Source organism: Mycobacterium sp., from assembly GCF_032159765.1.
In the GTDB taxonomy this organism is placed as follows: domain Bacteria; phylum Actinomycetota; class Actinomycetes; order Mycobacteriales; family Mycobacteriaceae; genus Mycobacterium.
In genome coordinates this window covers 1-24,741 of sequence record NZ_JAVHWM010000044.1, presented here as the reverse complement: position 1 = coordinate 24,741, position 24,741 = coordinate 1, and the positions used below count along the sequence as shown (strand labels likewise).

Sequence of the window (24,741 nt, the reverse complement as noted above, 5' to 3'; positions counted from 1 at the left end):
AAAGCGCGAAGCCGCCGAGCACGGCGTTCGCGGTGTCGGTGGTGGAGCAGGTCGCGTCGGCGTTGGACGCGGCGCATGCCGCGGGGCTGATTCACCGGGACGTGAAGCCGTCGAACATCCTGATCACACCGAACGACTTCGTGTACCTGATCGACTTCGGCCTGGCCCGCGGCGCGGGTGACGTCGGGCTGACGACGGCCGGTAACACGCTGGGCACGTTGGCCTACATGGCGCCGGAACGCTTTGACGGCGGCAAGGCGGACTTTCGCTCGGACATCTACGCGCTGACGTGCGTGCTGTACGAAATCCTCACGGGCACAAGGCCATATCCCTCCGACAGTTTGGAGCAGCAGATAGCGGGGCACATGGCAAAACCTCCGCCGCGCCCGTCGTTGCTCAACCCGAGGCTGGCCGCATTCGACGACGTGATCGCCAAAGGCATGGCGAAGAAGCCGGAGAAGCGGTACCAGAGTGCGGGCGAACTGGCCGCGGCCGCGCGGCGCGCGATGAAGGCGCCGGTACGGTCGGGGTCGTCGGGACGGCATTCGGCTCGCCGCAGTCCCGAGCCAGACCGCGGGCGCATAACGGCCCGATGGATTGCGGTAGCGGCCGCCGTGCTGCTGCTTGTGGCGGTATCCGGGTTCGCGGCGTGGAAGTGGTGGCCCGGCGGAGGCGGGTCCTCGTCGTCGTCCTCGGGCACGTTCCCTGAGGGTGCGGTCGAGTCGATCGCGCTGACGGTGCCGCCGGCTGTCAGAGATACCGGCCACTTGTCGATCGCGATCAATCTGCCTTATGCGCCAAACGAATTCAGAACGTCCGACAACAAACTCGTCGGCTTCGAGGTGGAGCTGATGAATGCGGTCGCCAAGACGCTCGGGCTGACTCCCGACTACCGGGAGGTCGCCGAGTTCGACAGTATCCTCGGCTCGGTGGCGAAAGGGGACTTCAACCTCGCTGTGTCGTCGTTCACCGACACCAAGGAGCGCGAAGGAACGGTCGACTTCGTCAACTTCTTCGAAACAGGGACGTTGTGGGCCCAGCACGCGGGGTCGTCCGTGGATCCGAACGCGGCGTGCGGACTTCGAGTCGGCGTCACGAAGGGTGCCGTGCAGGACACCGCCGAGATTCCGGCCAAGAACGATCAGTGCGAGGCGGCGGGCTTGGCGTCGATCGAGAAGGTGGTCTTCGACCGCCAAGACGATCTGACGAAAGCCTTGATCGCAGGGGATGTCGATGCGATGTCGGCGGATTCGCCCGTGACGCTGTTCACGATCAAGGGAAGCGCCGGCAGGCTGGTGCAGGCGGGTGACGTGTTCGACACGGCGCTGTACGGATGGCCGGTGCCGAAGGGCTCACCGCTCGCGGAGTCGCTTCGGAAGGCGCTGCAGCACGTGATGGAAAGCGGCGACTACAAGACGATCGCCACGAAGTGGGGCGTCGAGAGGGGCATGATTGATAAGCCGATGATCAACGGCGCGGTTCCGTAGGCCGATTTAGTCAGCCGAGGTCGTCGAGCACCTGGTATCCGTGCGGCACCCGGATGCCGGTGATCTCGGCGCCGAGATAGCGGGAGCGACGCTTGCGGCGGCACTTGTTGTGGCAGTGGAGAATTGGGGACGCGAGGGGTGTCAAGGCGACCTCGGCCGGATCGTCGTCGACAGTGTGGAGTTGGTGAGGTCAGGGCTGGCGTGCCTCACCGACCGGGGACCCGCTCCGCTGTAGCGCGAGGGCGGGCTAGCGCGACCGACCGTCGGGATGCGTGGCGTGCCAATGCTTCTCGATGCGGGTCACTCGGCGCTGCTCCACCACGATCCATAGCGCGCCGGCGATCGCTCCGAGCACGGCGATGAGCATCGTCGTTGTCAGCCACTCGTAATGGCGGTAGGCGGCGGCTACCACCGTGCTGATCATCCCGGAGGTTGCCACTGCCAACAGGATCAACCCAGGCCACAAGAAGTTGTCCTTCATGGTGATACCCGCGTGCGGTTGCGTGGTCCGCGAGTGATCAGTCGGATCGTGATGAGTGTCTCCCATCACGTCTCCCTCCGTCGTCGGACGAGATCAAAGAAGTCTACCGCTCGATCTGGTCACGTTGGGTCTGCGCGTTGGCGGGCGATCACCTCCGGCAGCGACACTGCCCCAATCGTTGTCACGAGCCACACCACAAGCGTGGTGGCCACCCACGACTCGGTGCCGCGAATGGTGAGCCCGTGCGTTACGACCGTGGCGAGACTCAACGCAAGAATGGTCAATGCCAGGCCGGTGCCCCCGAGGAGCAACGACGCGTACCCGTGCGGCAACTTCAAGATCGACAAGGACAGGACCGCCTGCGCTACCGAGAACACCAGCACGGCGACGATGAACCCCGACACCGACAACGAAACTCCGGGAACTACCCACGCGGCCACCAGTAATCCGATCGCCCACGATCCCAGAAGCAGAACTGCGCGCAGCAGGATTTGCCTCATGGCACTAAGCGTAAGTCTCCGAACGTCGTCGCCACGAAGGAAGGCCGAGATGGTCGACGCTTGCCCGGATCACTACCTGGCGGGCACTGCCCGACGGACGCCAAGAAGTTGTCGAGACCACCGGCGAATCACCGACTGCGACAAGGATTCTCGTCAACTCTGTTCCCGCCCAATATGATCGCGGCAAGCCGTTTGGCACCTCGCAATCGAATTCAGCAAATTTACTGTAACTCCGTGGAGTGGTGAACGGGCCAAATTGCAAGCGCCCCTTAGTTCAAGGGTCGAGCCCGGATGCCACGGACGAACAAGTCGAGGTGGCGTCGTGCCGCGGTTGCCCAGTCGGGCGTGTGCGGCAGCGGTGTAGCGACCAACGTCGCGCAGACGACCACGTCCGTGGCGGTGACGTCCGCATGGATCGACCCATCGGCTCGGCCCTCGCGCAGAAGCGCGTCGATCCCGTCGGAAATCCGGCGCTTCGCGTTGACCGCCGCGTCGTCGGCCAAGGGGTCGCCCCCGCGCAGCGGGAGTGCCAACAGCTGGTCGGCAACATCGTGGCACCTCAGCAAGTACGCCTCGACGGCGTCCGCACCCGTTAGGCCATCGGTCTTGATGCCCGCCAGGATGTCCAAGCACAGCTCATAACCGCGGCGCTGCAGTTCATCGAGCAGCGCCGCCCGGTCCGGAAAACCACGATAGAACGTGCCGACGCCGACGCCGGCGGCTTCCGCGATCTCTGTTAATGGCACGTTGTGCCCGCGGCGCACCATCAGTTCCGCAGCGGTGCGCAGGATTTTCTCGCGATTCTGGATCGCGTCCCTGCGGACCGCGCGGGCCCGGTATCCGCTGGCACTGGCTGGCATCAATCGAGTGTTGCACGGCCATCCGGTGACTTGACGAACCTCCGCGGCAGGAGAATATTGAGCTTTACCGGAAGGAATCTTCCGGTAAAGGAAGTGGACAAGGTGATTGACGGACTGCGCGAGCAGTTGGGCGATGTCGTGTATGCGCCCGGCGATGACGAATACACAAAGGCGACCCGTCCGGACAATTCGAGCTATCGACAGCAACCGTGCGCGGTCGTGCGTGCACGCTCGGGCGAACACGTCGCCGGTGCGGTCAAAGCTGCATCCAGTTCGGGCGCCGTCGTCGTTGTGCAGGCCACGGGCCACGGTGCCGCGCGAGAGATCGGCAACGATCAGGTGCTGGTCGACACATCGGCGCTGGCAGGAGTCGTCGTCGACGCATCCATCAACAGCGCCCGGATCGGTGTCGGCGCGGTGTGGCCCGCTGTGCAGAAAAAGGCGTACGCACAAGGCCTGCTTGGCCTGAGCGGCACCTCACCGACGGTCGGCGTGGCCGGTTACACCTTCGGCGGCGGAGTGAGCTGGTTCGTCAGGAAACACGGCCTGGCGTCATCGGCCTTGAGCCGCGTCGAGTATGTCGACGGAACCGGTGTATCGCGCTGCGCGACCGAGGATGCCTCCGACCCGCTTGATCGCGAGGCATTGTGGGCATTCCGAGGGGGCGCACCGGTCGGCATCGCGACGTCGATCGAGATCGGCCTCTTCGAAATTCCCGACTTAGCGGCGGGTTACCTGCTTTGGCCGGCGAGAACTTTGCCCGATGTGATCAGCGCCTGGACATCGGCCACGGCCGGGGTGAGCGCGTCGGTCAGCAGCTCGCTGTCCTTGCTCAAGCTGCCGGATCAAGGGCCATTCCCCGCGAAACTACTCGGCACGACGGTCGTCCATCTTTCCTACGCATCGGCAGACGGCGCAGCCTATCTCGAGCCGATGCGTGACGCCGTGCGCAGCGCTGCCGTCCCGGTGGTCGACACGACCGGGCCGGCCGACGTCGAACAGCTTTCCGCGATACACCTTGATCCGCCGACTGCCGTCCCGGCGCGGGGAATCGGCCGATGGTTGGGGCCCGCCGTGACGGAGATCGCCAATGCGATGTTCGATGCCGCCCGGATCGGCCAGCCCGACGGCTTGAACATGATTGAGCTGCGCAACACCGCATCTCAGAGTGTCGGCCCTAGGGGTGCACTGACTACTGTGCCCGCTCCGTTCTTGATGCACGCCGTCGGGGCCGCCGTCGACGACAACGCGCGCAGTCGAACTGACGGCAAGCTTGCCGGCGTCGAGGCCGCCGCCCGATCCGCCGACATCGGTCGCGCGGCACCGTCGTTCTGTGAAGGGCAGTCCAGTGTCCCGGACGGATGGACCCCCTCGGTCCGGGACAGATTGCACGCGATCAGGGACGCCCTCGACCCCGGTCGCGTGCTGACTTTCCACAGACACCCCGACCCATAGCAACCCCCTGTAAGAGGAGAGTTACATGACGAACCCTGTCATCGCCGTCGTCGGATCAACCGGACAGCAGGGCGGCGCGACCGCGCGCGCACTCCTCAGCGCCGGGGCGACGGTACGAGCGCTGGTGCGAGACCCGGAGAAACCGGCCGCGCGTGAACTCGCTTCAGCCGGCGCGGAGTTGGTGACCGCGGACATCGGTGATCCGGAAACGCTGCGAGCCGCCTTCAGCGGGGCCTCCCGGGTTTTCGCGATGACGACGATGACGTCGGGCCGGGGCACTGTTGGGGAGACCGCCGACGGTATCGCCATCGCAGATGCGGCCCAGGCGGCCTCTGTCGAGCATCTGGTCTACAGCTCGGTTGGCGGGGCCGAACGCCGCACCGGAATTCCGCACTTCGAAAGCAAACGGCGGGTGGAAGAGCACATCGAAAAAATTGGCATACCAGCAACTTTCGTTCGACCCACGTTCTTCTACGAGAATCTGCTCGGCCAACTGCCGCAATCCGATGCCGAGTCGATAGTGGTGCGGCTACCGGTGCCCGACGGCGTCCCGCTGCAAATGGTCGCTGTGGACGACATCGGCGCGGTCGCCGCCGCTGCCGTCCTCGATCCTTCGCGCGTGCCCACGGGTGCCGTCGAGATCGCCGGGGATGAGTTGACCGGTTCTCAAATCGCCGCGGTCTTCGAGTCTGTGACTGGAAGACCGGCTCGCTACGAGGCGCTTCCGGTTGACGTCGTCGATGATGACGATCAGCGCGCGATGTTCGGATGGTTCGCCAAGCTGCCTGCCTACCAGGCCGACCGGGGGCTCACCGCCGAACTCGATCCTGATGTCCAGACCCTTCAACAGTGGCTCGTGCGGCACTGGACCCCTTAAGTACAGCGGGCAGTCAGGCCGGCTCGTAGGTGCAGATCGCCGCGACCTTGGCGGCCGACGCCGACAACGAGACACTGCTGTCCGCGTCCACTCGCCCGGGCCTGGATGTGTTGCAATAATTCTCTATATTGCGAATAGTTTCTTTTCTCCTCTAATGCACCCATTTCAACGGGACGGTAATGGACCCCTGGATACAAAATCCGTGGCGACGCCTCGGGTTGTCAGCCAGAGCGGGATGGCTCGTGGTCGGGGGGTACGGAATCGCGCTCGTCATCATCGCTGCGCAATTTGTCGCCAGCTGGGGGAAAGCCGATAGCAACCCCTCGATCGATCAGATCGTGTTGTTGCTCAGCGTCGTGTCCGCGGCTGGCTGTGCCGGCTGGGCGGCACGCCGGGCGCAGGGTCGCCGGCGATGTGGATGGCTCGCGCTGGCCGTCGCGCTGGGAGCGTGGGCCGTCGGCGAGGCCCTCCGGCTGACCCCCGGCATCGCGCACTTTGCGTATCCGACCCCGGTCGATCTTGTGCTCATCGTCTTCCCGGTCTTCGCGGCTCTGTCGTTGGTGTGCCTGTCCGAGGGCAGCGGCCAAAGCCGTTGGCGGATGGTGCTCGACGGCGTGATCGTGGCGACCTCGTTGCTAGCGGTGTCGTGGATTTTCATGCTCGACGAGCTGCTCAGCCGAGACGGCATCGAGCGGTGGGGAGTGTTGGCCCACGCGGCTTTCGACGTGGGCCTGGTGACGGTGGCCATTCTCATGTGGTCGCGGACCGGGTCTGCCGGCCGGCCCAGTCTGAACCTCGTCGTTGGCGGAATGGTGACGATCTGCGTCGCCGACATCATTCTCGTGTACCTCACCGGCTCCGGCGGCTATCACAACAACGGCCTCGTCGATCTGGCACGAGTGGCTGGACTGGCCATGCTGGCGCTGGGCGCGCTGTCGAGCTTCAACGAGCCGGCCGCCGAGACGTCGCCGATGGAGGTCCGGTCGCGCGCCCGGCTGTGGCTGCCGTACCTGCCGGTGGTGGTCGCTGGCGGCGTGGGGCTGTCCAGCGCGCTTCGCGCAACGGCGCACGGGGGTCCGCTGTTCGCGATGGTGGCGGTCCTCGTCGGGTGCGTGCTGGCGCGCCAGTTCGTGGTGCTCGTCGAAAACCAAGGGCTGCTCTCGACGGTGGCGCGGGCGGCTTTCCATGACAGCCTCACGGGGCTACCGAACCGTGCTCAATTTCTCGAGCGTCTGGAACACGCCCTGGCACGTCAACGGCACGGCGGCCAGCCGGTAGCGGTGCTGTGCCTGGACCTCGACAAGTTCAAGGCAGTCAATGACGTACTGGGCCACCCGGCAGGAGATGAACTCCTGATTCGGGTCGCGGGGCGTCTCACCGACTGTGTGGGGGACACGTGGACTGTCGCGCGGCTCGGCGGTGACGAATTCGCGGTGCTGATCGAAGACTCCATCGCCGAGGCGCAAGTTGCCGCAGATCGAATCTTGTTGGCGTTCAACGCCTCTATCATGATCGAGGGCGTCCCGCTGACGGTGCGTCCGAGCATAGGTCTCACATTCGCGGCCAACGAGTCCGACACGTCCGTCGACGATCTTCTCCGGCACGCCGATCTGGCCATGTATGCGGCCAAGCGCGCGGGCGGGGGATGCGTGCGCAGCTACGAGCCCGACATGCCTACTCCGCGTGAACTGCCTCAGCTGGCCGGTTCGGCGACCGCGGCGGCCGGCTCGGGTTCGCCGGTCGGCGTCGACGTGGCGGACGAAAGTGCTGTGGTCAACGCGCCTGCCGGCGACGGTCATGACCGCCGGTTGGCTCCGCGGGCGATCTGGATCGCGTTGGGGCTCATCGCAATCGGTGTGCTGGTGTTCGGAGTCTCGACACTGGTTCGCGAAAGTCGCGGCGAGCACATGTTTTTCGACAACATCCTGTACCCGGGACTGACGTTGGCGGCGGCCGGTATCGTCATCGCCCGGGCGTGGCAGGTAACCACCGAGCGGCTGGCGTGGACGCTGATCGGCGCCGGCTTGGCGGTATCGGGGATCGGCGACGTGATCTACGCGGGATGGGTGAATTCGGGTGAGTCCCCGTCGATCGCCGACCCGGCGTATCTGTTGTTCTACCCTCTTGCGTACGCCGGGCTGCTGTCGCTGATGCGCTCCCAGCTGCGGCGGGTGCCGCTGTCGACCCGGCTGGACACGCTGGTGTGCGGGCTGACCGTGGCAGCGATGGGTGCGGCGCTGGCCGCGGGGCCGATCCGGACGGCGATGACCAACGCGACCGCCACCGCGCTGGTGGGTCTGGCGTACCCGTGGGGAGACTTGCTGCTGGTGGCCATCGCGGCCTCGTTGCTGCCAATCATCGGCTGGCGCAAAGAGTTTCGGTGGAGCTTTCTGCTCGTCGGGTTGACGGTCAGCGCCGTCGCCGACACTGTGTACCTGTTCGAGACGTCTGCCGGCGCGTACCGGGTGGGCACGTCGCTTGACGTGTGCTGGCCCACCTCCGCGCTGCTCGTGGCGATCGCGAGTTGGCTGCCGTCGCGGGCGGCGCCGCGTCGCACACTCGGACGAAGCGCCTTCACTGTGCCCGTGGTGTGCACGGTCGTCGCGGTCGCCGTGGCCATCCTTTCCAACGATTCACGGGTGGCGGTCGGGTTGGCGGCGTTGAGCCTGATCGCCGTTGCGGCACGATTCAGCGTGACGTTCCGTGACATGAGCGCGTCCGCGGAAGCGCACGCGCACGCGGTGACCGACGAGCTGACCGGGCTGCCCAATCGCAGGGCGCTGGCGATATCGCTGACCGCGGCGTCCGCCAACGGCGCGTCGTCGTCGCGGCGGGACAGATGCGCTCTGCTGCTGCTGGATCTCGACGACTTCGAGGAGATCAACCACCACTTCGGCGGCCACGTCGGCGATGAGCTGTTGTGCCGGATTGCCGATCGGCTCTCGCAGGTGGTCCGCGCGCCGGCGCAACTCATGCGAACCGGCGGGGACGAGTTCGCTGTCCTGATGGAGGACTGCCCGGACCTGCCCGCGTTGCGCGCCTACGCCGGAGCGTTGCGCGAGTCCCTGAGCGCCCCGTTCGCGCTGGACCAGATCACGGTCGAGGTGGATGCGAGCGTCGCGATCGCGATGTGCCCCGGCCACTGCAACCATCCGCCGGAGTTGTTGAGTCGGGTCGAGAGCGCGCTACCGTCGGCGAAGGTCTCGAAAAGCAAGATCGCCGTGTACAACTCGGCCGACGAAGTCGAACGGCAGAACGGCACCGACCTCGCCGAGGAACTTCGCATAGCCCTGTCACAAGGTGAGCTCACCTGCCACTACCAGCCGAAGATCAACGCGCGCGACGGCAGCTTGCACAGCGTCGAGGCGCTGCTGCGGTGGCAGCACCCGACGCGTGGGCTGCTGCTCCCTTTGGCGTTCCTCCCCGCGGCCGAACGTGCCGGGCTCATGCGCCAGGTGGCCAATTTTGTGATCGACCTTGCGCTGGCACAGATCCGGTCATGGCGCGATCACGGAATCGAGTTGACCGTCGCGGTCAACGTGTCGACCACCAACGTTCTCGACCTCGATCTCGTCAACACGATCGAGCGCCTACTCGAGGTCCACGATGTGCCGCCGCGGTCGCTCATCCTCGAGATCACCGAAAGCACGCTGGCAACGGATTCGGTGAGATCACGCCGCACAATGGCGGCGATGCGCAGGCTCGGCGTTCGGATTTCGCTGGACGACTACGGCACCGGATGGTCGTCTTTGGCTCGCCTGCAAGATCTTTCGGTCGACGAGCTCAAGCTCGACAGGGTGTTCGTGGCACGGGTGGCCGACGATCCCCGGTCGATCGCGATCGTGCGGTCGACGGTGGCGTTGGCGCACAGCCTGGGCGCAGATCTCGTCGCCGAGGGCGTCGAAGACGAAGTGACCCTGCGCGCGCTCAAGCGGTTCGGGTGCAACATCACGCAGGGCTATGTGCACAGTCCGCCGTTGCCGGTCGACGAGCTCGAGGTGTGGATGGCCAGCTACCGGCCCACTGCGGCCAGCCAGCCGCACGTAGCTGACACGGTCAGTTCACTCGAATAGGAGCAGCGGCGTTTGGGGACCAGGATCGGATCGTCATCGTCGTTGTCATCGACGGTGTAACCGTGGGTGTCCGTCGACAGCGCTTCGAGGTCGATCTCGGTCATCGGGCCTTGCGGCGGCGACTTCCTGGCCTGGCAAATCGCTTACCGTCGACGATCAGAACGGCCATGCTGCCCGCGAAGCTCAGGAGCGCGACTCCGCCGGCGCCGGCGGCGAGCCACAGATTCGTCGCGAGACCCGCCAGACACAGGGCGAGTGCGATAACGGCAACCATGTTGAGGATGAGCCCGATCGCCGGGAGTGCCTCGGCGTTCCGGCGGTCGGATTCCGCCGTCAGCTCTGCCATGATGTCGTCCTCGTCTGCTCGATGTGTGCGCTTGCGTGAAATACCCGTCGTGCCTGCTGGCCAAACGCGAGCAGACGCGGAATCGCATTACCCGAGGGCTGATCGTGCGATTTAGCGTCTGCTCGCGGGCTTGTACTTGAAAGTCACTTTGACGACGCCGTGGTCACCGGTGCCGGTGTCTTTGTGGTTCTCGAAGTTGAGGTGGTCGTTGTTGATCACCAGACCGTCGAACATCCACTGGCGCTTGCGGCTGTTGTCGTAGAACTGCTCGCTCACCAGCACATGAGTCGCCTAGCACGATGACCGGTGTGTCGGACTCCTTGGAAATGGCGCCGCCCAAAGCCACGCGATGCGGCTTGTAGGCGTCCGGGTCCGCCTTGAACCACTTCTCCTTGTCGAGCTGAGTCGGCAGTTTCGACTTCAAGTGCGCCACGAAAACCTCTGTCGGCGGCAGGTTTTCGCGCAGCTTGACTTGAAAGTGCAGGACGGGGCGGGAGAACTTGTCGAGGGTGATCTTGATCGCCGGCGCCTGGGGGTCCTGCGGGTCATCTTTGGAGTCGAGTTTCACCTCGTCGGGGAAGTCTTCGATCCACTCCGGGTCGCCCGTGAGAAGCCCTTTGCGCACGAGCGCGGCGCACACGATGTGACCGCCTGTCGCGGGGTCAGCGAGCATGTCGTACTTCTTGTCGAGCCGGTGTTCTTCGACGTCGCCGGTGGTCAGGATCTTGTTGAGAGCATCCTTGCTCCAAAGCTCCTGCATGCCGACGATGTGGGGATACTCCAGCATGGTCAGCTGGAAGATCGTCCAGTTCACCTTGAGGTTGAACTGCGTTGGCGTCCAGCCTGGTTCGGTGTAGAGCTTCTTACCCGCCTCTTGCATGTTGTACAGGTTGAATGTTGCGACGCTGAATTCGTCGAGGTCCATCATTAGCTCCCCGTGGCGGCCTGCGATTTGACGCTACGCGTATTGATGCAAGCTGGCGTTGAACGCGCAATGAACCCTTCGTCAACAACGCCGGGCACGGTCTATCGTCGGCGCCGGCTCGGTGCTTGGATCGGTCATTGAATCGAAAACCAAAGAGGTACAAGAGCTTAGGAGAGCTACCGATGGCAACTCTGCCTGTTCAGCGCACCACGGCCCCCCGCCAGTCCCGCACCCTGATGCCTGATCTCGTCGACTTCTTCGGCGGCAGCTCGGTGTTCTCTGGCCTGCGGCCATTCTTTGAGAAGAACCTGATCCGCGTCGAGGACACGATCAGCGACGGCCGCTACGAGGTGCGCGCGGAGATCCCGGGTGTGGACCCCGCCAAGGACGTCGAGATCACCGTCGAGGACGGCATCCTGCACATCAAAGCCGTGCGCAGCCACAAGGCCGAGTCGCAGGGTCGGTCCGAGTTCAGCTACGGCGCCTTCAGCCGGTCGATCCCGCTTCCCTCAGGCGCGATCATCGACGAGGTCAAGGCCACCTACGAGAAGGGCATCCTGACCGTCTCGGTGCCGGTGCCCAACGGTGTGCCGGCCGCCAAGCGCGTCGAGGTGCAGAACCTCGATTAGGACGCCCGCGGGTAGCCGCGGCGGACGGTGCGATCGAGGATGCCGAGTGTGGCACGCAGCGCGCCCTCGGAGATGATCGGAAAGATGTTGGCCTCGCGCCACTTTGGGTCGATGTCGGACCAGTCGTAGAACGAGGTGACGACGGTCCCGTCGTCGGTGGGCTCGAGCCGGTAGCCATACACGTGCCCGATGTCTGGACGGATCTGGCCGAGGACAGTCCACGCGATCAGCCGGTCCTTCTCGAAGTCCCGGATGGTGACGGTGACGTCGTATTTGCCCAGTTGCGGGAAGTCGTTGAGTGCCTCCCGGTCCATGTGCACGACGAACGAGTCGCCGGACGCGGTCACCGGCTCGCCCTCGGCGTCCTGAAGCATCCCAGAGGAATCGATCGCGACGTGCCCTTGCGGGTCGCACAGCACGGCGAAGATGTCGGCGGCAGGCGCGGCGATGGTGCGGGGAACCTCGATGCGATCGGTCATGGATCGATCATGTCATTATCGGGGGAATCGATGAGATGGGGTTGCGGTCCGCGGCGAGAGAGCATTCCCTTCGACTAGGCCGCGAATTTGTAGGGTAAACACCGTATTCCCTCGCAGGCGGTGTCGTTTATAGCGTTGGCCGGGTCGGTCAAGAAACCGCCGTCGACTTGACGACCGCCCAAGAGGGGAAGTCCCATGTCAACGAATAGTGGTCGCAGACAGCGTTATTGGGCACTTAACCGTGTCTGAATCGAGGACGCGCCGGTGGTGGCGTCTGGGCAAGAGGGTTGTCGCGCTGCCGCTGGCGGTCGCGATGGCGTCCGTCGCGGTTCCGGCCGCTGTGCGGGCACAACCCGCGGACACCTGCAAACAGAGCTTCGTGTGGAGGGAAGCGAACGCCAGCGATCACGTGTGCGTGGACCCCGGCATGCGCCGGACCATCAAGCGGCAGAACGTCGATCCCACCGCCAATCAAGTCCCCGGTAGCAACACATGCGTCTCCGGATTCGTCTGGCGGGAGGCCTTCGATGGCGACACCGTCTGTGTCTCACCGGAGTTCAGGAAGACGGTGCGTGCCGACAATGCCGCCGCCGCTTCGCGGGTTGTCGGCGACACGCCGGCAAACGGGCCTGGCAACGGCGGCAACCATCACGTCTTCCTGGTGATCGACACGCAGTACACGGTCCAGCTCGGCAGTGTCATGGTGGATCCGCTGGGTATCGACGAACAGTGGCATCGCAAGGATCCGTGGACCCGCTGGGTCGACATCGGTCCGGATACCACCTACCTGTCGCTGAAGGGTTGGGCTGCAGGCAAGGTCACCTGCCGGATCAACGTGGACGGTGTTGTGGTCGCGGAGAATTCGGGTTCGTTCGTCTGGTGCAAATGGGGGACACCCTAGGGTTGGTTGAACGTCGAGATCGACGCCACCGCGGTGCCTACCCGCACTGTGTCGCGGTAGCGTCGATTTTGGCGTGGAACACCACGCGCGTTTCCAGGGAACACAGGGATCGAGATGGCCGACATCACCGAGTTGATACTCGCCGACCACGAATGGTTTCGCGAGCAGTTCGCGAAGCTCGACGAACTGCAGGCCCGGCCGTGGGTGAGCCGGGCAGCGCTCAACAAAGTGTGGCGGCCTCTTGCCGACAAGCTGGATGTGCACGCCTACATCGAGGAGAAGATCTTCTATCCGCAGCTGCTCAAGCGGGGCACTGAGGACCCGGTGGCCGAAACGCTCGATGCGATCGGCGATCACAACGACATTCGGGACGGCGTGCGGGACGCCAACGCGGCGGTGGTCAGCACCGATGAATGGTGGGCAGCGGTTGGTCGCGCCAGGACGGCGAACGACGACCACATGGGTGAGGAGGAACGGGAAGGTCTTTCTGACTTCCGTCGCCACGCACCGATCGGCCTTCGTGAGGCGCTCGGGCGGCAGTTCAGCGAGTTCATGGCTGCCCATCCCACTACCGAGGGCTTGCGCATCACCGACCGTGATCCGCAGGCGTACGTCGAAAACATCGAGGACGAACCAGAGGAGCAACCGGAGCACCCGTCGCTGGGCATCGGCAGCCTGAAAGGCCAGTGACGGCATGACCGACGATCCGGGCAGAGTGACACGGCTCCTGCGATCGATCCGCAAGGAGATACCGCAGGCGCTGACCGAGGGCCAGGACCACAACGACGCGGAGGTCGCCGCGATGCTTCGCGAGCTCGGCATCGCGCTCGTGGAGTGTGAGCAACCGACACAGCTCGTCACCGCGCGGCTGCTAACGATCGCGAGCCAGTACACGGACCAAACCGTCCGCGTGATGGTGTTGCCGACGGCGCTTGTGGTTCAGGTCGGCACCGTCGCCTACGAGGTCGAAACGATCATCAAACCGACGACGCAGCTGAACCTGGCCGGACGGATCGATGCGATCTGCGAACTCGCCGAGGTCGGCGCCATCACTGCGGCTGACGCAACCAGGGAGGCCGCTGCCGCCCGCACAATGGCGCCGCGGTTCGGACCCATCACCACGGTGGTCGGTTACATCATCACCACGCTTGGATTCGGCATGATCATCAACCCGACCTGGGCGTCGTTGTGGGGCTACGTATTTCTCGGCACGTTGGTCGGCGCGATTCAGGTTCTGGGACGGCCGTTTCCGACGCTGAACGCGGTGCTACCGACACTTGCCGCGGCCGTCGTCACCGCGCTGGCAACCTGGTTCGTCGCCGATGCGGCCAACGACGGGTTGCTACGGGTGATCAGCCCGCCATTGGTAGCGCTTCTGCCGGGGCTTGCGCTGACGATCGCCGCGATGGAGTTGGCTGCCGGGCAGGTCATCAGCGGTTCGAGCCGATTGATTTACGGCGTGGCACAGCTGGCGCTCCTCGTGTTCGGAGTCGGAATGGGAATGAAGGTCGGTGGGCTGCTCGCACCGCAGCAGCCGACGCCGCAGATGGGTGCTTGGTCGTTTTACGTCGCGGTGATCGTGATTTCCATCGGCTTGTACATCTATCTCTCAGCGCCCAAAGGCTCGCTGGTTTGGCTGATCCTGGCGATCGGCGTGGCACTCGTCGGGCAGAAGGTGGGCGGTCTGTTCATGTCGCCCACCCACTCTGGTGCGGTCGGCGGGTTTCTCGTCGTGCCGTTCGCGATGGTGGCCGCTCAGATCAGGACGTCGCCGCCGTCGATCGTCATGATGCTGGCGGCGTTTTGGGCGCTGGTTCCGGGTGCGTTGAGCTTCGAATCGCTCGGCGAGGCCGTCACCGGCGAGGGCGATATCACGACGCTGGCAACAAGTGTGGTCGCGATTTTCTCGATCGCACTGGGCACGCTGATCGGCTGGAGTGTGTTCATGACGATCAACGTCAGGCGCGGGAAGCCGGCTACTTCGGGATGGTGAGTCTGGCCCTGGCTACGGGGCCACCGGCTGCAACGTCACCAGGCTGAACTTCCCAGGGTTGGTGGTGTCCGGAACATACGACACCACGATCGTGTTCGCGGGCAGCTTGCTGGCGACCTTCATCAACTCCTGGGTGTTGCCGATCGCCGCGAAAGGCGGTGGCGGAGTTGGGGAGTCGTTCGGCTGCGACAAGAACTCGACGGCCTGGTCCCACCGTCGGACTGAGTCAGGAGGGGCGTCCCCGAACCCAGCCGACATCAGGTAGGCGTCCTTGCTGAAGAGGGCCGGCCGGATGGTCACCGGCGCCCCGCCGCCGTCGGGTAGCCCTGTCAATCTCCCGGTCGGATAGCCGGTCTGGTCGTTCAGGTCGTAGACGACGGCGGCAAGTCTGGATGTAGTGGGGCCCGCGGTGTCGTCGCCGGGTTCGGCGGCGACGGGCGCGGCCAGGATCAGAGCGGACACCACCACCGCTCCTGCGATCTTTGCGAGCACGTTGCTCATGCTAGATGGCGGTCACTCCGACGGCCTGGGGCCCCTTGGCGCCCTGCTCGATGGTGAACTCGACGCGCTGATTCTCCTCGAGCGAGCGAAAGCCGCCGCCTTGGATCTCCGAATAGTGGACGAAGACATCCTTATCGCCTTCGTCGGGGGTGATGAAGCCGAAACCCTTTTCGGCGTTGAACCATTTGACGGTTCCCTGTGCCATTTACTACTTCTTCCGATCGGATGCGGGCCAAAGCAGCATAACGCAGCCGTGGCCGAAGCAGACGGGCCCTGAGAAAATGCAGCGATGGGACAGGCTGAGATTCTGCTCGCCGCGCTGCTTGTGGCGGTCGTCGGTCTGAGCGTGCTGGCGTCGCGGTTGTCGGTGCCCTACCCGATCCTGCTGGTCCTCGGCGGAGCGCTGTTCGGTTTGATCCCGGGAGTGCCGCAGGTTGAGCTCGATCCAGAGATCGTTCTCGTGTTGTTCCTGCCGCCGCTGCTCTACAAAGCGTCATTCTTCAGCAATTTCAACGACTTTCGCGCGGATCTGCGTGCGCTGACGTTGAGCACTATCCCGTTGGTGCTCGCGACGATGTCCGCCGTCGCGGTCGTGGCCCATGCGGTGATCCCTGGCATGTCATGGCAAGTGGCGTTCGTACTGGGTTCGATCGTCTCGCCGACGGACCCGGTGGCCGCGTCGACTATCCTCCGGCGCCTGGAGGCGCCTCGTCGGCTCGTCAGCGCCATCGAAGGCGAAGGCCTGTTCAACGACGCCACCGCGCTGGTGGCCTATCGGGTCGCGGTCGCTGCGGTGGTGGCCGGGTCGTTCTCACTCGTCGAGGCCGGGCTGAGGTTCGTCCTGGGGATCGTGGGCGGTGTGGCGATCGGGCTCGCGGTCGGCTGGTTGTCGGCCCGGATTCGGGCGCGCACCAGCGACGCGCAGGTGAGCATCGCCATCTCGCTGCTTACCGGTTATGCGGCGTTCGTGCCGGCCAATGCGCTAGGCGTCTCAGGTGTGGTGTCGACGGTGACCGCGGGACTGTACATGGCCGTTCGGGGATCGCGAGTGCTGACGCTGCAGCCTAGGCTGCAGGGCTTCTTCGTCTGGGACATCGTCGATTTCCTGGTCAACGCAATCCTTTTCGTGCTGATCGGGCTGCAACTTCGCGCGGTAGTCGGCAGCTTGGGGCACTATTCCGGTGGTGAGGTCGCCGGGTACGCCGCGGCCGTCGTCGCGGTGGTGGTCGGTATCAGGTTGGTGTGGTTCTTCACCGTGCCGTACCTGATCCGGGCCCTCGACCGTCGACCCTCGCAGCGCGCCCGCCGCGCCAGTGCTGGCTGGCGGCTGGTCATGGCATGGAGTGGGATGCGGGGCGCAGTCTCGTTGGCGGTCGCGTTGGCGCTGCCGTTCTCGACGGTGAGCGGTCCATTCCCGCAACGCGACCTGATCATCTTCCTGACTTTCGTCGTCATCCTGGTAACCCTTGTGCTGCAGGGGCTTACACTGCCAGCTCTGATCCGGCGTGCCGGCGTCAACGACGGCGGTGCCGAGGCCGACGAGGAGACGCGGGCCCGTCTGGTTGCGACGAAGGCGGCGCTGCACCAAATCGACGTTCTGGCAGAGGAGGATTGGACGCGCGACGAGTCGGTCGAGCGGATGCGCGGACAGTACCAGTTTCGCAAGCAACGCCTGGCCGCGCGGGCGGGCAAGATCGAGGACGACGGCGTCGAGGACCAGTCGCAGGCGTATCAGCGGATGGTGCGTTGCGTGCTTGCCGCGCAACGCACCGCGTTGCTGGAAATGCGTGCCGAGGGCAAAGTCTCGAACGAGATGATGAATCGCCTTCAGCGCGAACTGGATTTCGAAGAGTCACGGCTGGACTCGTAACGCGGGACTAGGTTGTGAAGGTCACCTTCTGGTGGAGGGGGCCGGGCGATACCGTCATCACGATGTCGAATGGTTTGTCCGGTACCTCGACGGCGTCGAACACTGCAGATCGGGTCGTGCGTAAATCTTTGCTGCGCTCCGGTTGTCGTGAGCCAGGTCACTTTCTCATCGATCACAGATGTGGCATGGGCGATCGAATTGGGTAGTGTCAATGAGGGTTTCGTTGCGATGTCAACGGGAAATCACGTTGAAGTGCTGCTGGTGATGGCGGCTGCACACGATTCAGCACACGTTTTGGGGGGCTGGGAGTTTCCGAATGGTCACACTACGCGGCGGCGATCGCGTCGACACGATGTTCGGTCCGTATGAGTTGCAGTCGCTCATCGGTGTCGGCGGGATGGGCGAGGTGTATCGCGCGTACGACACGGTCAGGGACCGTATCGTCGCGCTGAAGCTGCTTCTGCCCGAGCTCGCCGCCGATACCCGCTACCAAGAGCGATTTCGACGAGAATCGCGGGTTGCCGCGCGACTGCAGGAACCGCACATCGTCCCCGTTCACGACTGGGGCGACATCGACGGTGTCCTCTACATCGACATGCGCCTGGTCGAGGGCGCGAACCTGAAGTCTGTGCTGGCGGAATGCGGGCCGCTGGACCCGGCACGGGCGACCTCGATCATCACGCAGCTCGCGGCCGCGCTGGACGCCGCACATGCCGACGGCCTGGTCCACCGCGACATCAAGCCGGAAAACATCCTGCTCACGCCCAGTGACTTCGTGTATCTCGCCGACTTCGGCATCGCCCACCAGGGCGGAGACGGCGGGCTGACCAGGACCGGCGCGGCGATCGGGTCGTGCACCTACATGGCGCCGGAGCGGTTTTCCGGTGGCGTGGTGGGGCCCGCGTCCGATGTGTATTCGCTGGCCTGCGTGTTCTATGAGTGCCTGACCGGTTGGCCGCCGTTTGCGGCGCGGGAGCTGAGCCAGCTGATGAGCGCACACATGTTGGCCCCGCCGCCGCGTGCAAGCGCGGCACGACCGGTGCTCAACGCGGCGTTCGACGACGTCATCGGCCGGGGGATGGCCAAGAAACCGCAGGCACGGTTCTCGTCTGCCGGCGAGTTCGCAGCCGCGGCCCGTGGCGCGGCGGCAGGTCGTCCGTCGGCACCGCTTAGGACCCGCGAGTTTCCCGCACCCCAGCCGCCCCGCACGGCGCCGTTGCCGTCGCAGAAGCGGCGCCGCAGCGGAACGTGGCGGTGGTCACTTGTCGGGGCGGCCCTGGGTTTGCTGACGGCGGGCCTCGGCGCGTCGTTGTGGACTCTGATGGGGTCAGAACAAGCCGCCGCGCCGTCCGTCCCGCAGGCGGCGCCGCCGTCGACGACGACCGAGACGTTGACGACGACGGCACCGACGACGAAGTCGTCAACCACACCGGCGCCACCGCCGACGTCGGCGTCGTTGTCACAAGGGCTGCCGGGCACCGACGGGCAGGGATTTCTGAACAATGCCGCCGCACGTTGCGACAACGGCGATGCCGCGACGGCCATGGCGCACACGACGAAGTCGTTGCTCGTCGTCTGCCAATCCGCGCCAAACAGCTTCTACTACCGCGGGACTCGACTCAGCGACGGCGCGAGCATCGAACTTGCCAACGCAGCGCGCAATGCGGACGGATGGAACGTCAACAATCCCGCCGACGGCACGGAGTATGTGATTCGGCCCGACCAGTTGACGATCTCCAGGGGGCAGGCGTCGGAGGTCGAGCCGATGCTGCAGTACGCGTCCGACTAGTCGCCGTCGTTGACGTCGAAATCTGCACCAGGGTCGTCGTTTCTGCAAATCTACGACCCTGGTGCAGATTTCGGTGGTGTCCACCCGCGGCGGGCGAATGCTTCGTGTACCCGATGGATGATGAATCGCCGGGTGTGCTCGGCGACCACGCGGATGTCGATCCAGCCTTGCTGCTCGACCAATTCAGCCCGTCCGATGTCGTATACGTAGCGTTCGCGTTGGGTGCTGTGATGGGAGCCTTCGTAATCGAGGCCGACCATGGGTTCGTCGTAGCCCATGTCGATGAACGCCACGTTCACGCCGTCGGACACTCGTATTTGTGTTCTCGGGGCGGGCAAGCCGGCGTCGATGAGGACAAGGCGCAGCCAGGTTTCCTTCGGCGACTGGGCACCGGCATCCATGAGGGCGAGCGCCCGGCGTGCGCGGCGGATTCCCCTCGCGCCTCGGTATCGGCCGATCAATGCCAACGCCTCTTGCGTAGTCGTTCCAGTTGCGGCCGCCAACGCGTCCAGGTTGGCGACCGCGGTGTACCGAGGAAGGTGGCGAGCCAGGTCGAGCGCTGTGCGCGCCGGTGTGGTCACTAGTAGTCCCGTTGATGCTGGTTATCTCGTCGTCGGCGATCCGCTCGTTGTGGACGATGACGCCCAATCGCGGTCGTGTGTGTCTTGCGATGACTTCGATCGGTGCGGTCGCGTCGACCCACCGCGCGCCGTGTACAGCTGCGGCGGCCCGACCGGCGATGATTCCCTCGCGCTTGGTCCACAGCCAGGCCGCTGCGGCATTGCTGAGCGCCGAGCGTTCGACGTTGTTTGGGATGTACACATTCGGGAGGACTGCGGTGTAGTTATGCCGCAGTTGTCCACGGGTGAGTTGTCCGGAGCCGATCGCCTCGGCGCCGCGTATTGGTTGAGACATGGCACGAATGCTTGTCGCCGCCACGGACAATGCGGCCTCCGAACGGCGAAATCTACACCAGGGCTGTGGATAACGTCCGAATCGCAGCCCTGGTGCAGATTTCGACGCGGGCTTGTCGGGCAAAACTAGTGCTGCGGAGCGACTACCGCCTGCGGAGACGGCGCGGAGGCACCGAAAATGGCGACGCAGACGGCGCCGGCGACGGCCCCCACGAAGCCCACGACCACGACCCAGCCGAGACCGGGCTGGCTGCTGTCACCGAGCAGCACCGTGCCGACGATTCCGGGAACCACCGTCTCGCCGACTACCAGAGCAGCGGTGGCGCCGTTCACTGAACCGAGTTGCAGCGCAACGGTATGCAGGTAGAAGCCGCCGACTCCGGCGATCGCGATGGTCCACGCCGCCGGGTCGGCAATGAGGGTGCCGAGGCGAAAAGGCTCGACGCCGTCGAGTATCCGCGACCCGATGGCGAGGACACCGAATAGCACACCGGCGAGCAGTCCGGCGACGACGGCGGCCCGCGCGCCGAGCACTCGAATGAGCCAGAGGCCGCCACCCAAGATGACGACGGATGCGAAGAAGATGAACCAGTGCACTTCATGCCGTGCGACCGTGTCGCCGCGTTCGCCCGACGCGAGGCCCAGCACGACCAGCGAAATGATCACGGTGGCAATGGCGATCCAATCCCGCGTGCGCAGGCCGATGTGAAGAAGCCAGATGCCGAAGACGGCGGTGACGACCAGGTTCGCGCTGACGATCGTCTGTGACAAGAACAGCGGAATGAGCCGGGCCGCAACCAAATTCGCGAAGAACCCGACGACGTCGAGGCAGCTTCCGACGATGAAGGCAACGGTCAGTGCAGCTGCGATGGTGGAGCGCAACGTGGGGCCGCCGGTGTCAGTGACGTGGCCAGGCTCGTTGTCGCGCAATGCTTCTGCGGCGGATTGCCGCGCACCGTAGGCCTGCAGCACCGACGAGACGCCATAGCCCACGCATGCAACCAGCGCGGCGAGGACGCCAATCAGCACAGCCGGTCAGCCGAGGTCGTAGGAGTCGCGTGACATTCGGAAGAAGTGGCCCGTACTGGAGTCGGTGCATCTGATGGCAGGGGGTTCACTGGCACAGGTGAGGGTGCCGACCGACTTCGTCTGCCCAGGCGCCAGGGTCGACAGCGGCGGTGTGGTGAGCACACCGGTCAGACATGAAAGGTATGGCGGGCTGCCCTGAGTGAGCGCGATCTGGCTTCCCCAGCCAGCGAGATAACACGTGCTCGTCTGTCCGTTGGGCGAAGTGTATTCACGCGGGGGCGGCGGATAGACGGGATCTTGGACCTGGCAGGTGGCGACTCCTGTGCCGGCCCGGGCCGGGTCGACCCAGCTATGTTCGCGCAGCATCATGCACAGGATGTTTCCCGACGGCGTCTGAAATCGCTGATAGTCGAAATCGGCGTCGGCGTTCGCCGGAAGGGTGACGGTTGCGGCGAGCGTCGTCGACGCGAGCAGCGCCAGAGTAGCGATTCTCATCGTTGGCTTGAGGAGGCGTTGGGGCATGACAGGACCTTCCTTGTCGCTTAGCCGGTGGCGCCAGGTGGCAGCACTTGCAGGCCGGTCAGGATCGTATCGCTGTCCTTCTGGTATGTGGGGTTGTCCGGGTCCGTGGTCTGCACACTGACGCTGATGACGTAGACCATGTCTTGGACTTGGTCGGCGACGACGACCGTCTTGGCCGGACGCGCTGGCGCAGCGCCGGGAACCGCCGCCGCGGTCCATCTGACGGTTTGCGCCGGTAGCCCACACAAGGTGCCGTCGGTCGAAGAGATGTCGGTTCCGCCTGATGACGTCAAGTCTTTTTGCACCGCCGCGAAGGCGTCGCTCACCTTGGCGCCTGACAGGCTGTTCATTGTCACAATCGCATTCGGCGCGAAACCCTTGGCGGCCAACGATTTGTTGATCAGGATGGCTCGAATGACCGGTGAACTCACGGGGTCGTCGCCGCCGGGGTTGAACATCTTGGATTGCTCCCAGCCGGGGGGGTGGGGTATCCGCAGGCGCGGCTCGGTGTCCTTGCGGGGGTCGATCGAGGTCATCGGCGCCGACACCTGCTTGCAGTTATAGGCCGCCGCGACAGTGGGCTGCGGCGGGTTCTTCGGCCGAGTCACGACGAAGTACGTGATCACCGCTGCCGCGACGAGCGCCACGGCCACCGAGGCGAGCAGGATGCTGCGGCGGTGTCTGCGCAGACGGCCGCCGCGTGGCGCCTCGGGCCCTGGGGGCTGCTGTGGGAAGCCATCCGCCAAAAGCGGATCATGCACCGGGTCGGGGTCGCCAGCCTGAGCAGTCGCAGTTGGCACAGCAGCGACGCGCGACTCGCCCTCAGCGGCCTGCACGGTCTTGGCGGGCTCGTTGCGCAGGAGGGCGTCGACTTCGCTGGCGATCATGTAGGTGACGTCGGTGCGTTTGCGCAGCGCTCGCAGCAGTTTGCGGATCTCGTCGAGGACGACCGGGTCGTCTTCGTCGCTGAGTGCGGTGCGCAACTCGAACAACATTTGCGCTTGGATCTGGGGTGGCAGCACCGTCGTCGTGTCGTTGATCGATGCACTGAGGCCGAGCAGATATTCGTACGGGATCGGCGGCGGCTCGGGGAGAGGGTCGGGCAATGCGGTCCGCCGGCTCGCGCGTTCGTGCAGCGACGCCAACAGATCGAATGCGCTCTTTCTGGTCGGGTCGCGGAAGTCGACGAGTTGCACGGTGAAGATCGGGTCGGCGTAGTAGCTGGTGACCTGCCCGATCTGCACGGGCAGGATGGGCAACTCCAGCGCTTGGGCGTAGCCCAACTCGGCCCGGCACGGCTTGGATTGCACGGACTTGTCCGACAACGCGAAGAGGAAGACATCACAGCTGCGGATCTGGTCGAGAATCTCGGTCCACCAGGAGTCCCCGCCGCCCAGCTCCTCATCCATCCAGACCTGCGCGCGGGCGCGCCGAAGGTCATCGACGAGCGCTCCTACCGCGGCCTCATCGTGGCGCGAGTAGCTGATGAACACCTTCATCGAGCAAGGCCGTTCCTCGACTAGACATTGAGTACGTCGCAGCATAACGGCTGTTCGCCGCGCCGGGGCGGTGATGCTACTACTTCTACTTGCCGGCGCACGAGCAGACTATGTAACGCTGCGCGACGGATCCGAGCTCCACTCGGACCACGAGCCGGGATACAACGCGGCTGGCACGCCGGCGGATGCCAGTGCGGCCAGCACGACGGACGCGGTCACTCCGGATCCGCAGTACACACCGACGTCGCCGTCGATGTCCGCCGTCAGCATGGCGAGGTCGCCGTCGGTAAGGAACGCGCCGCCGTCGGTGAGGACGCGGGTGCTGGGCAGGTTGGCTGCGCCGGGGATGTGGCCTGCCACGGGGTCGACGGGCTCGACGTCGCCGCGGTAGCGCTCCGGCGCGCGGGCGTCGAGCAGGGTTCCGACCTCGGCGGCCTCGTCTGCGGTGAGGGTGGAAAGCGCCCCGGCGTACAGGTCGTCGTGTGTGACGGTGACGTCTCCGGGGTCAGGCACGACGGGCCCGGTCGCGAGGGTGCCACCCGCAGCGCGCCACGCGCCGAGCCCGCCGTCGAGGATGCGCACGTCGGGTATTCCGGCCGCGGTCAGCACCCACCAGGCGCGGGCGGAACCGGCGCGGTTCCAGTCGTCGTAGACCACGACCGGCACGTCGCGGCGGACGCCCCAGCGTCGGGCGGCCTGTTCGACGCGGTTGCCCGAGGGCAGAGGGTGGCGGCCCCGGCCGGCGACGGTGTGATCGGAGAGTTCGTCTTCGAGGGAGACGTAGACGGCGCCGGGGATGTGGCCTTCGTGGTAGGCGGCGCGACCATCGGGCTCGCTGAGCTGCCAACGCACGTCGAGGATCGCGACGGGCTCTCGTGTGGTCAGGGTGCGCATCAGTTCTGTTGCGGTGGTCAGGATCTCGGCGCGCGTGCTCATTTGGCCAAGCGTAACGGTGACAGCGTGCGAATATGCATGGATGCGCCGAGTGCTGGTCCTGCTGTTCACGGCGACGGTCATGTGGACGGCGCCCGTAAGTCGCGCCGACGACATCCCGTGGTTCGCGGGCGCGGTCGGTTCTGCGTCCCAGGTGATTTCCGTTGTGGGCGTTGGTGGTTCGTCGGCGACGATGGATGTGTGGCAGAACACCGGGACGGGATGGCGGCCCGTCGAGGCGGGGATCCCCGCTCATGTGGGCGCGAACGGCCTGGTGGCGACGCATCGTGAGGGCGAGCCGACCACGCCGATGGGAGTCTTCACGGTGGACTTCGCGTTCGGCACTGCGCCGAATCCCGGCAGTGGCCTGCAGTACGTCCAGGTCGGACCGGACTACTGGTGGGACGGCGATGTGAACAGCCCGACATACAACACGATGCAGGTGTGCAAGGAGGCGCAGTGCCGGTTTTCTACGACGAGCGGCGGCACCGAGAACCTCGACATCCCGCAGTATCGGCATGCGGTGGTGATGGGGGTGAATTCGGCCCGCATTCCCGGCGACGGCAGTGCGTTCTTTGTGCACACCACGGACGGCGGCCCCACCGGCGGATGCGTCTCGATCGACGATGCGACGTTGGTGCGAATCATGCAGTGGCTGCGACCCGGCGCGGTCATCGC

23 protein-coding genes and 2 pseudogenes are annotated in these 24,741 nt (G+C 65.2%); 12 read left to right on the top strand and 13 right to left on the bottom strand.

What is annotated here, in order from left to right; translation table 11 throughout:
- Both QOH60_RS05050 and QOH60_RS05045 read left to right on the top strand, forming a co-directional pair.
- A partial coding sequence (locus QOH60_RS05050; RefSeq protein ID WP_526417753.1) for a bifunctional serine/threonine-protein kinase/transporter substrate-binding domain-containing protein occupies positions 1–1,487 on the top strand: 1,487 nt, incomplete at its 5' end.
- A gap of 55 nt (positions 1,488–1,542) precedes the next feature.
- Positions 1,543–1,722, top strand: a pseudogene (locus QOH60_RS05045) (hypothetical protein); the annotation flags it as partial.
- 12 nt (positions 1,723–1,734) lie between these two features.
- On the opposite strand, the gene usfY reads toward QOH60_RS05045, so the two are convergent.
- The 3 genes from usfY to QOH60_RS05030 all read right to left on the bottom strand — a co-directional run bounded on the left by usfY (position 1,735) and on the right by QOH60_RS05030 (position 3,328).
- Entirely contained in the window at positions 1,735–2,034 is a 300-nt protein-coding gene (usfY, locus tag QOH60_RS05040; RefSeq protein ID WP_526417751.1) for a protein UsfY, read from the bottom strand.
- A gap of 53 nt (positions 2,035–2,087) precedes the next feature.
- Positions 2,088–2,468 carry a hypothetical protein gene (locus QOH60_RS05035; protein ID WP_526417749.1) on the bottom strand — a complete coding sequence of 127 codons (381 nt, stop codon included), beginning with the start codon at positions 2,466–2,468 and terminating at the stop codon, positions 2,088–2,090.
- 269 nt (positions 2,469–2,737) lie between these two features.
- Entirely contained in the window at positions 2,738–3,328 is a 591-nt protein-coding gene (locus QOH60_RS05030; RefSeq protein WP_526417747.1) for a TetR/AcrR family transcriptional regulator, read from the bottom strand.
- A gap of 93 nt (positions 3,329–3,421) precedes the next feature.
- Between QOH60_RS05030 and QOH60_RS05025 the strand changes: the two genes are divergently transcribed.
- The 3 genes from QOH60_RS05025 to QOH60_RS05015 all read left to right on the top strand — a co-directional run bounded on the left by QOH60_RS05025 (position 3,422) and on the right by QOH60_RS05015 (position 9,733).
- Complete coding sequence (locus QOH60_RS05025; protein ID WP_526417745.1) at positions 3,422–4,783, top strand: FAD-binding oxidoreductase; 1,362 nt, start codon at positions 3,422–3,424, stop codon at positions 4,781–4,783.
- A gap of 25 nt (positions 4,784–4,808) precedes the next feature.
- Positions 4,809–5,660, top strand: coding sequence for an NmrA/HSCARG family protein (locus QOH60_RS05020; RefSeq protein WP_526417743.1), 852 nt, complete (start codon positions 4,809–4,811; stop codon positions 5,658–5,660).
- A gap of 242 nt (positions 5,661–5,902) precedes the next feature.
- Positions 5,903–9,733 carry a diguanylate cyclase domain-containing protein gene (locus QOH60_RS05015; protein ID WP_526417741.1) on the top strand — a complete coding sequence of 1,277 codons (3,831 nt, stop codon included), beginning with the start codon at positions 5,903–5,905 and terminating at the stop codon, positions 9,731–9,733.
- Positions 9,734–9,833: 100 nt separating this feature from the next.
- Here the strand turns inward: QOH60_RS05015 and QOH60_RS05010 are convergent, their stop codons facing one another.
- On the bottom strand, positions 9,834–10,079 hold the full coding sequence (locus tag QOH60_RS05010) for a hypothetical protein (protein WP_526417739.1): 246 nt from the start codon (positions 10,077–10,079) through the stop codon (positions 9,834–9,836).
- Positions 10,080–10,242: 163 nt separating this feature from the next.
- Entirely contained in the window at positions 10,243–11,004 is a 762-nt protein-coding gene (locus QOH60_RS05005) for a hypothetical protein (RefSeq protein ID WP_526417737.1), read from the bottom strand.
- A 182-nt stretch (positions 11,005–11,186) separates the two neighbouring features.
- On the opposite strand from QOH60_RS05005, the gene QOH60_RS05000 reads away from it, so the two are divergent.
- Complete coding sequence (locus tag QOH60_RS05000) at positions 11,187–11,633, top strand: Hsp20/alpha crystallin family protein (RefSeq protein ID WP_526417735.1); 447 nt, start codon at positions 11,187–11,189, stop codon at positions 11,631–11,633.
- On the opposite strand, the gene QOH60_RS04995 is transcribed toward QOH60_RS05000, so the two are convergent.
- Entirely contained in the window at positions 11,630–12,112 is a 483-nt protein-coding gene (locus tag QOH60_RS04995) for an SRPBCC family protein (RefSeq protein WP_526417732.1), read from the bottom strand. The two genes, QOH60_RS05000 and QOH60_RS04995, sit on opposite strands and share 4 nt — an antisense overlap.
- Positions 12,113–12,353: 241 nt before the next feature.
- Here QOH60_RS04995 and QOH60_RS04990 point away from each other — a divergent pair, with 241 nt between their 5' ends.
- The 3 genes from QOH60_RS04990 (at position 12,354) to QOH60_RS04980 (ending at position 15,006) form a co-directional block, all read left to right on the top strand.
- Positions 12,354–13,013, top strand: a complete 660-nt coding sequence (locus tag QOH60_RS04990) for an MmpS family transport accessory protein (protein ID WP_526417730.1) — start codon at positions 12,354–12,356, stop codon at positions 13,011–13,013.
- Between the two features lie 114 nt (positions 13,014–13,127).
- Complete coding sequence (locus QOH60_RS04985) at positions 13,128–13,703, top strand: hemerythrin domain-containing protein (RefSeq protein ID WP_526417728.1); 576 nt, start codon at positions 13,128–13,130, stop codon at positions 13,701–13,703.
- Positions 13,704–13,707: 4 nt separating this feature from the next.
- Positions 13,708–15,006, top strand: coding sequence for a threonine/serine exporter family protein (locus QOH60_RS04980; RefSeq protein ID WP_526417726.1), 1,299 nt, complete (start codon positions 13,708–13,710; stop codon positions 15,004–15,006).
- 12 nt (positions 15,007–15,018) lie between these two features.
- On the opposite strand, the gene QOH60_RS04975 is transcribed toward QOH60_RS04980, so the two are convergent.
- Both QOH60_RS04975 and QOH60_RS04970 read right to left on the bottom strand, forming a co-directional pair.
- On the bottom strand, positions 15,019–15,498 hold the full coding sequence (locus QOH60_RS04975) for a hypothetical protein (protein WP_526417724.1): 480 nt from the start codon (positions 15,496–15,498) through the stop codon (positions 15,019–15,021).
- A 10-nt stretch (positions 15,499–15,508) separates the two neighbouring features.
- Positions 15,509–15,712, bottom strand: coding sequence for a cold-shock protein (locus QOH60_RS04970; protein ID WP_526417722.1), 204 nt, complete (start codon positions 15,710–15,712; stop codon positions 15,509–15,511).
- Between the two features lie 84 nt (positions 15,713–15,796).
- Here QOH60_RS04970 and QOH60_RS04965 point away from each other — a divergent pair, with 84 nt between their 5' ends.
- Positions 15,797–17,377 (top strand): Na+/H+ antiporter, encoded by a 1,581-nt coding sequence (locus QOH60_RS04965; protein WP_526417720.1) that lies wholly within the window; start codon positions 15,797–15,799, stop codon positions 17,375–17,377.
- 316 nt (positions 17,378–17,693) lie between these two features.
- Positions 17,694–19,166, top strand: a complete 1,473-nt coding sequence (locus tag QOH60_RS04960) for a serine/threonine-protein kinase (RefSeq protein WP_526417718.1) — start codon at positions 17,694–17,696, stop codon at positions 19,164–19,166.
- Between the two features lie 50 nt (positions 19,167–19,216).
- On the opposite strand, the pseudogene QOH60_RS04955 reads toward QOH60_RS04960, so the two are convergent.
- The 5 genes and pseudogenes from QOH60_RS04955 to QOH60_RS04935 form a co-directional block, all read right to left on the bottom strand.
- Positions 19,217–20,081: pseudogene (locus QOH60_RS04955) on the bottom strand (type IV toxin-antitoxin system AbiEi family antitoxin).
- A gap of 125 nt (positions 20,082–20,206) precedes the next feature.
- Entirely contained in the window at positions 20,207–21,109 is a 903-nt protein-coding gene (locus QOH60_RS04950) for a hypothetical protein (protein WP_526417716.1), read from the bottom strand.
- 6 nt (positions 21,110–21,115) lie between these two features.
- A complete protein-coding gene (locus tag QOH60_RS04945) occupies positions 21,116–21,631 on the bottom strand; it encodes a hypothetical protein (RefSeq protein WP_526417714.1) in 516 nt (171 codons plus the stop codon).
- A 20-nt stretch (positions 21,632–21,651) separates the two neighbouring features.
- Positions 21,652–23,130, bottom strand: a complete 1,479-nt coding sequence (locus QOH60_RS04940; protein ID WP_526417712.1) for a TIR domain-containing protein — start codon at positions 23,128–23,130, stop codon at positions 21,652–21,654.
- Between the two features lie 108 nt (positions 23,131–23,238).
- A complete protein-coding gene (locus QOH60_RS04935; RefSeq protein WP_526417710.1) occupies positions 23,239–24,066 on the bottom strand; it encodes a sulfurtransferase in 828 nt (275 codons plus the stop codon).
- Positions 24,067–24,106: 40 nt separating this feature from the next.
- Here QOH60_RS04935 and QOH60_RS04930 point away from each other — a divergent pair.
- Positions 24,107–24,741 (top strand): L,D-transpeptidase family protein (locus QOH60_RS04930; RefSeq protein ID WP_526417708.1); only part of this gene is annotated, 635 nt, incomplete at its 3' end.

Bases quoted from the DNA above. Each gene is read 5' to 3' on its own strand.
- QOH60_RS05010 (WP_526417739.1), bottom strand. From the start codon at position 10,079: ATGGCAGAGCTGACGGCGGAATCCGACCGCCGGAACGCCGAGGCACTC.
- QOH60_RS05000 (WP_526417735.1), top strand. From the start codon at position 11,187: ATGGCAACTCTGCCTGTTCAGCGCACCACGGCCCCCCGCCAGTCCCGC.
- QOH60_RS04960 (WP_526417718.1), top strand. From the start codon at position 17,694: ATGGTCACACTACGCGGCGGCGATCGCGTCGACACGATGTTCGGTCCG.
- QOH60_RS04965 (WP_526417720.1), top strand. From the start codon at position 15,797: ATGGGACAGGCTGAGATTCTGCTCGCCGCGCTGCTTGTGGCGGTCGTC.
- usfY (WP_526417751.1), bottom strand. From the start codon at position 2,034: ATGGGAGACACTCATCACGATCCGACTGATCACTCGCGGACCACGCAA.
- QOH60_RS04980 (WP_526417726.1), top strand. From the start codon at position 13,708: ATGACCGACGATCCGGGCAGAGTGACACGGCTCCTGCGATCGATCCGC.
- QOH60_RS04995 (WP_526417732.1), bottom strand. From the start codon at position 12,112: ATGACCGATCGCATCGAGGTTCCCCGCACCATCGCCGCGCCTGCCGCC.
- QOH60_RS05030 (WP_526417747.1), bottom strand. From the start codon at position 3,328: ATGCCAGCCAGTGCCAGCGGATACCGGGCCCGCGCGGTCCGCAGGGAC.
- QOH60_RS04970 (WP_526417722.1), bottom strand. From the start codon at position 15,712: ATGGCACAGGGAACCGTCAAATGGTTCAACGCCGAAAAGGGTTTCGGC.
- QOH60_RS05035 (WP_526417749.1), bottom strand. From the start codon at position 2,468: ATGAGGCAAATCCTGCTGCGCGCAGTTCTGCTTCTGGGATCGTGGGCG.
- QOH60_RS05005 (WP_526417737.1), bottom strand. From the start codon at position 11,004: ATGGACCTCGACGAATTCAGCGTCGCAACATTCAACCTGTACAACATG.
- QOH60_RS04985 (WP_526417728.1), top strand. From the start codon at position 13,128: ATGGCCGACATCACCGAGTTGATACTCGCCGACCACGAATGGTTTCGC.
- QOH60_RS05020 (WP_526417743.1), top strand. From the start codon at position 4,809: ATGACGAACCCTGTCATCGCCGTCGTCGGATCAACCGGACAGCAGGGC.
- QOH60_RS04935 (WP_526417710.1), bottom strand. From the start codon at position 24,066: ATGAGCACGCGCGCCGAGATCCTGACCACCGCAACAGAACTGATGCGC.
- QOH60_RS04945 (WP_526417714.1), bottom strand. From the start codon at position 21,631: ATGCCCCAACGCCTCCTCAAGCCAACGATGAGAATCGCTACTCTGGCG.
- QOH60_RS04940 (WP_526417712.1), bottom strand. From the start codon at position 23,130: ATGAAGGTGTTCATCAGCTACTCGCGCCACGATGAGGCCGCGGTAGGA.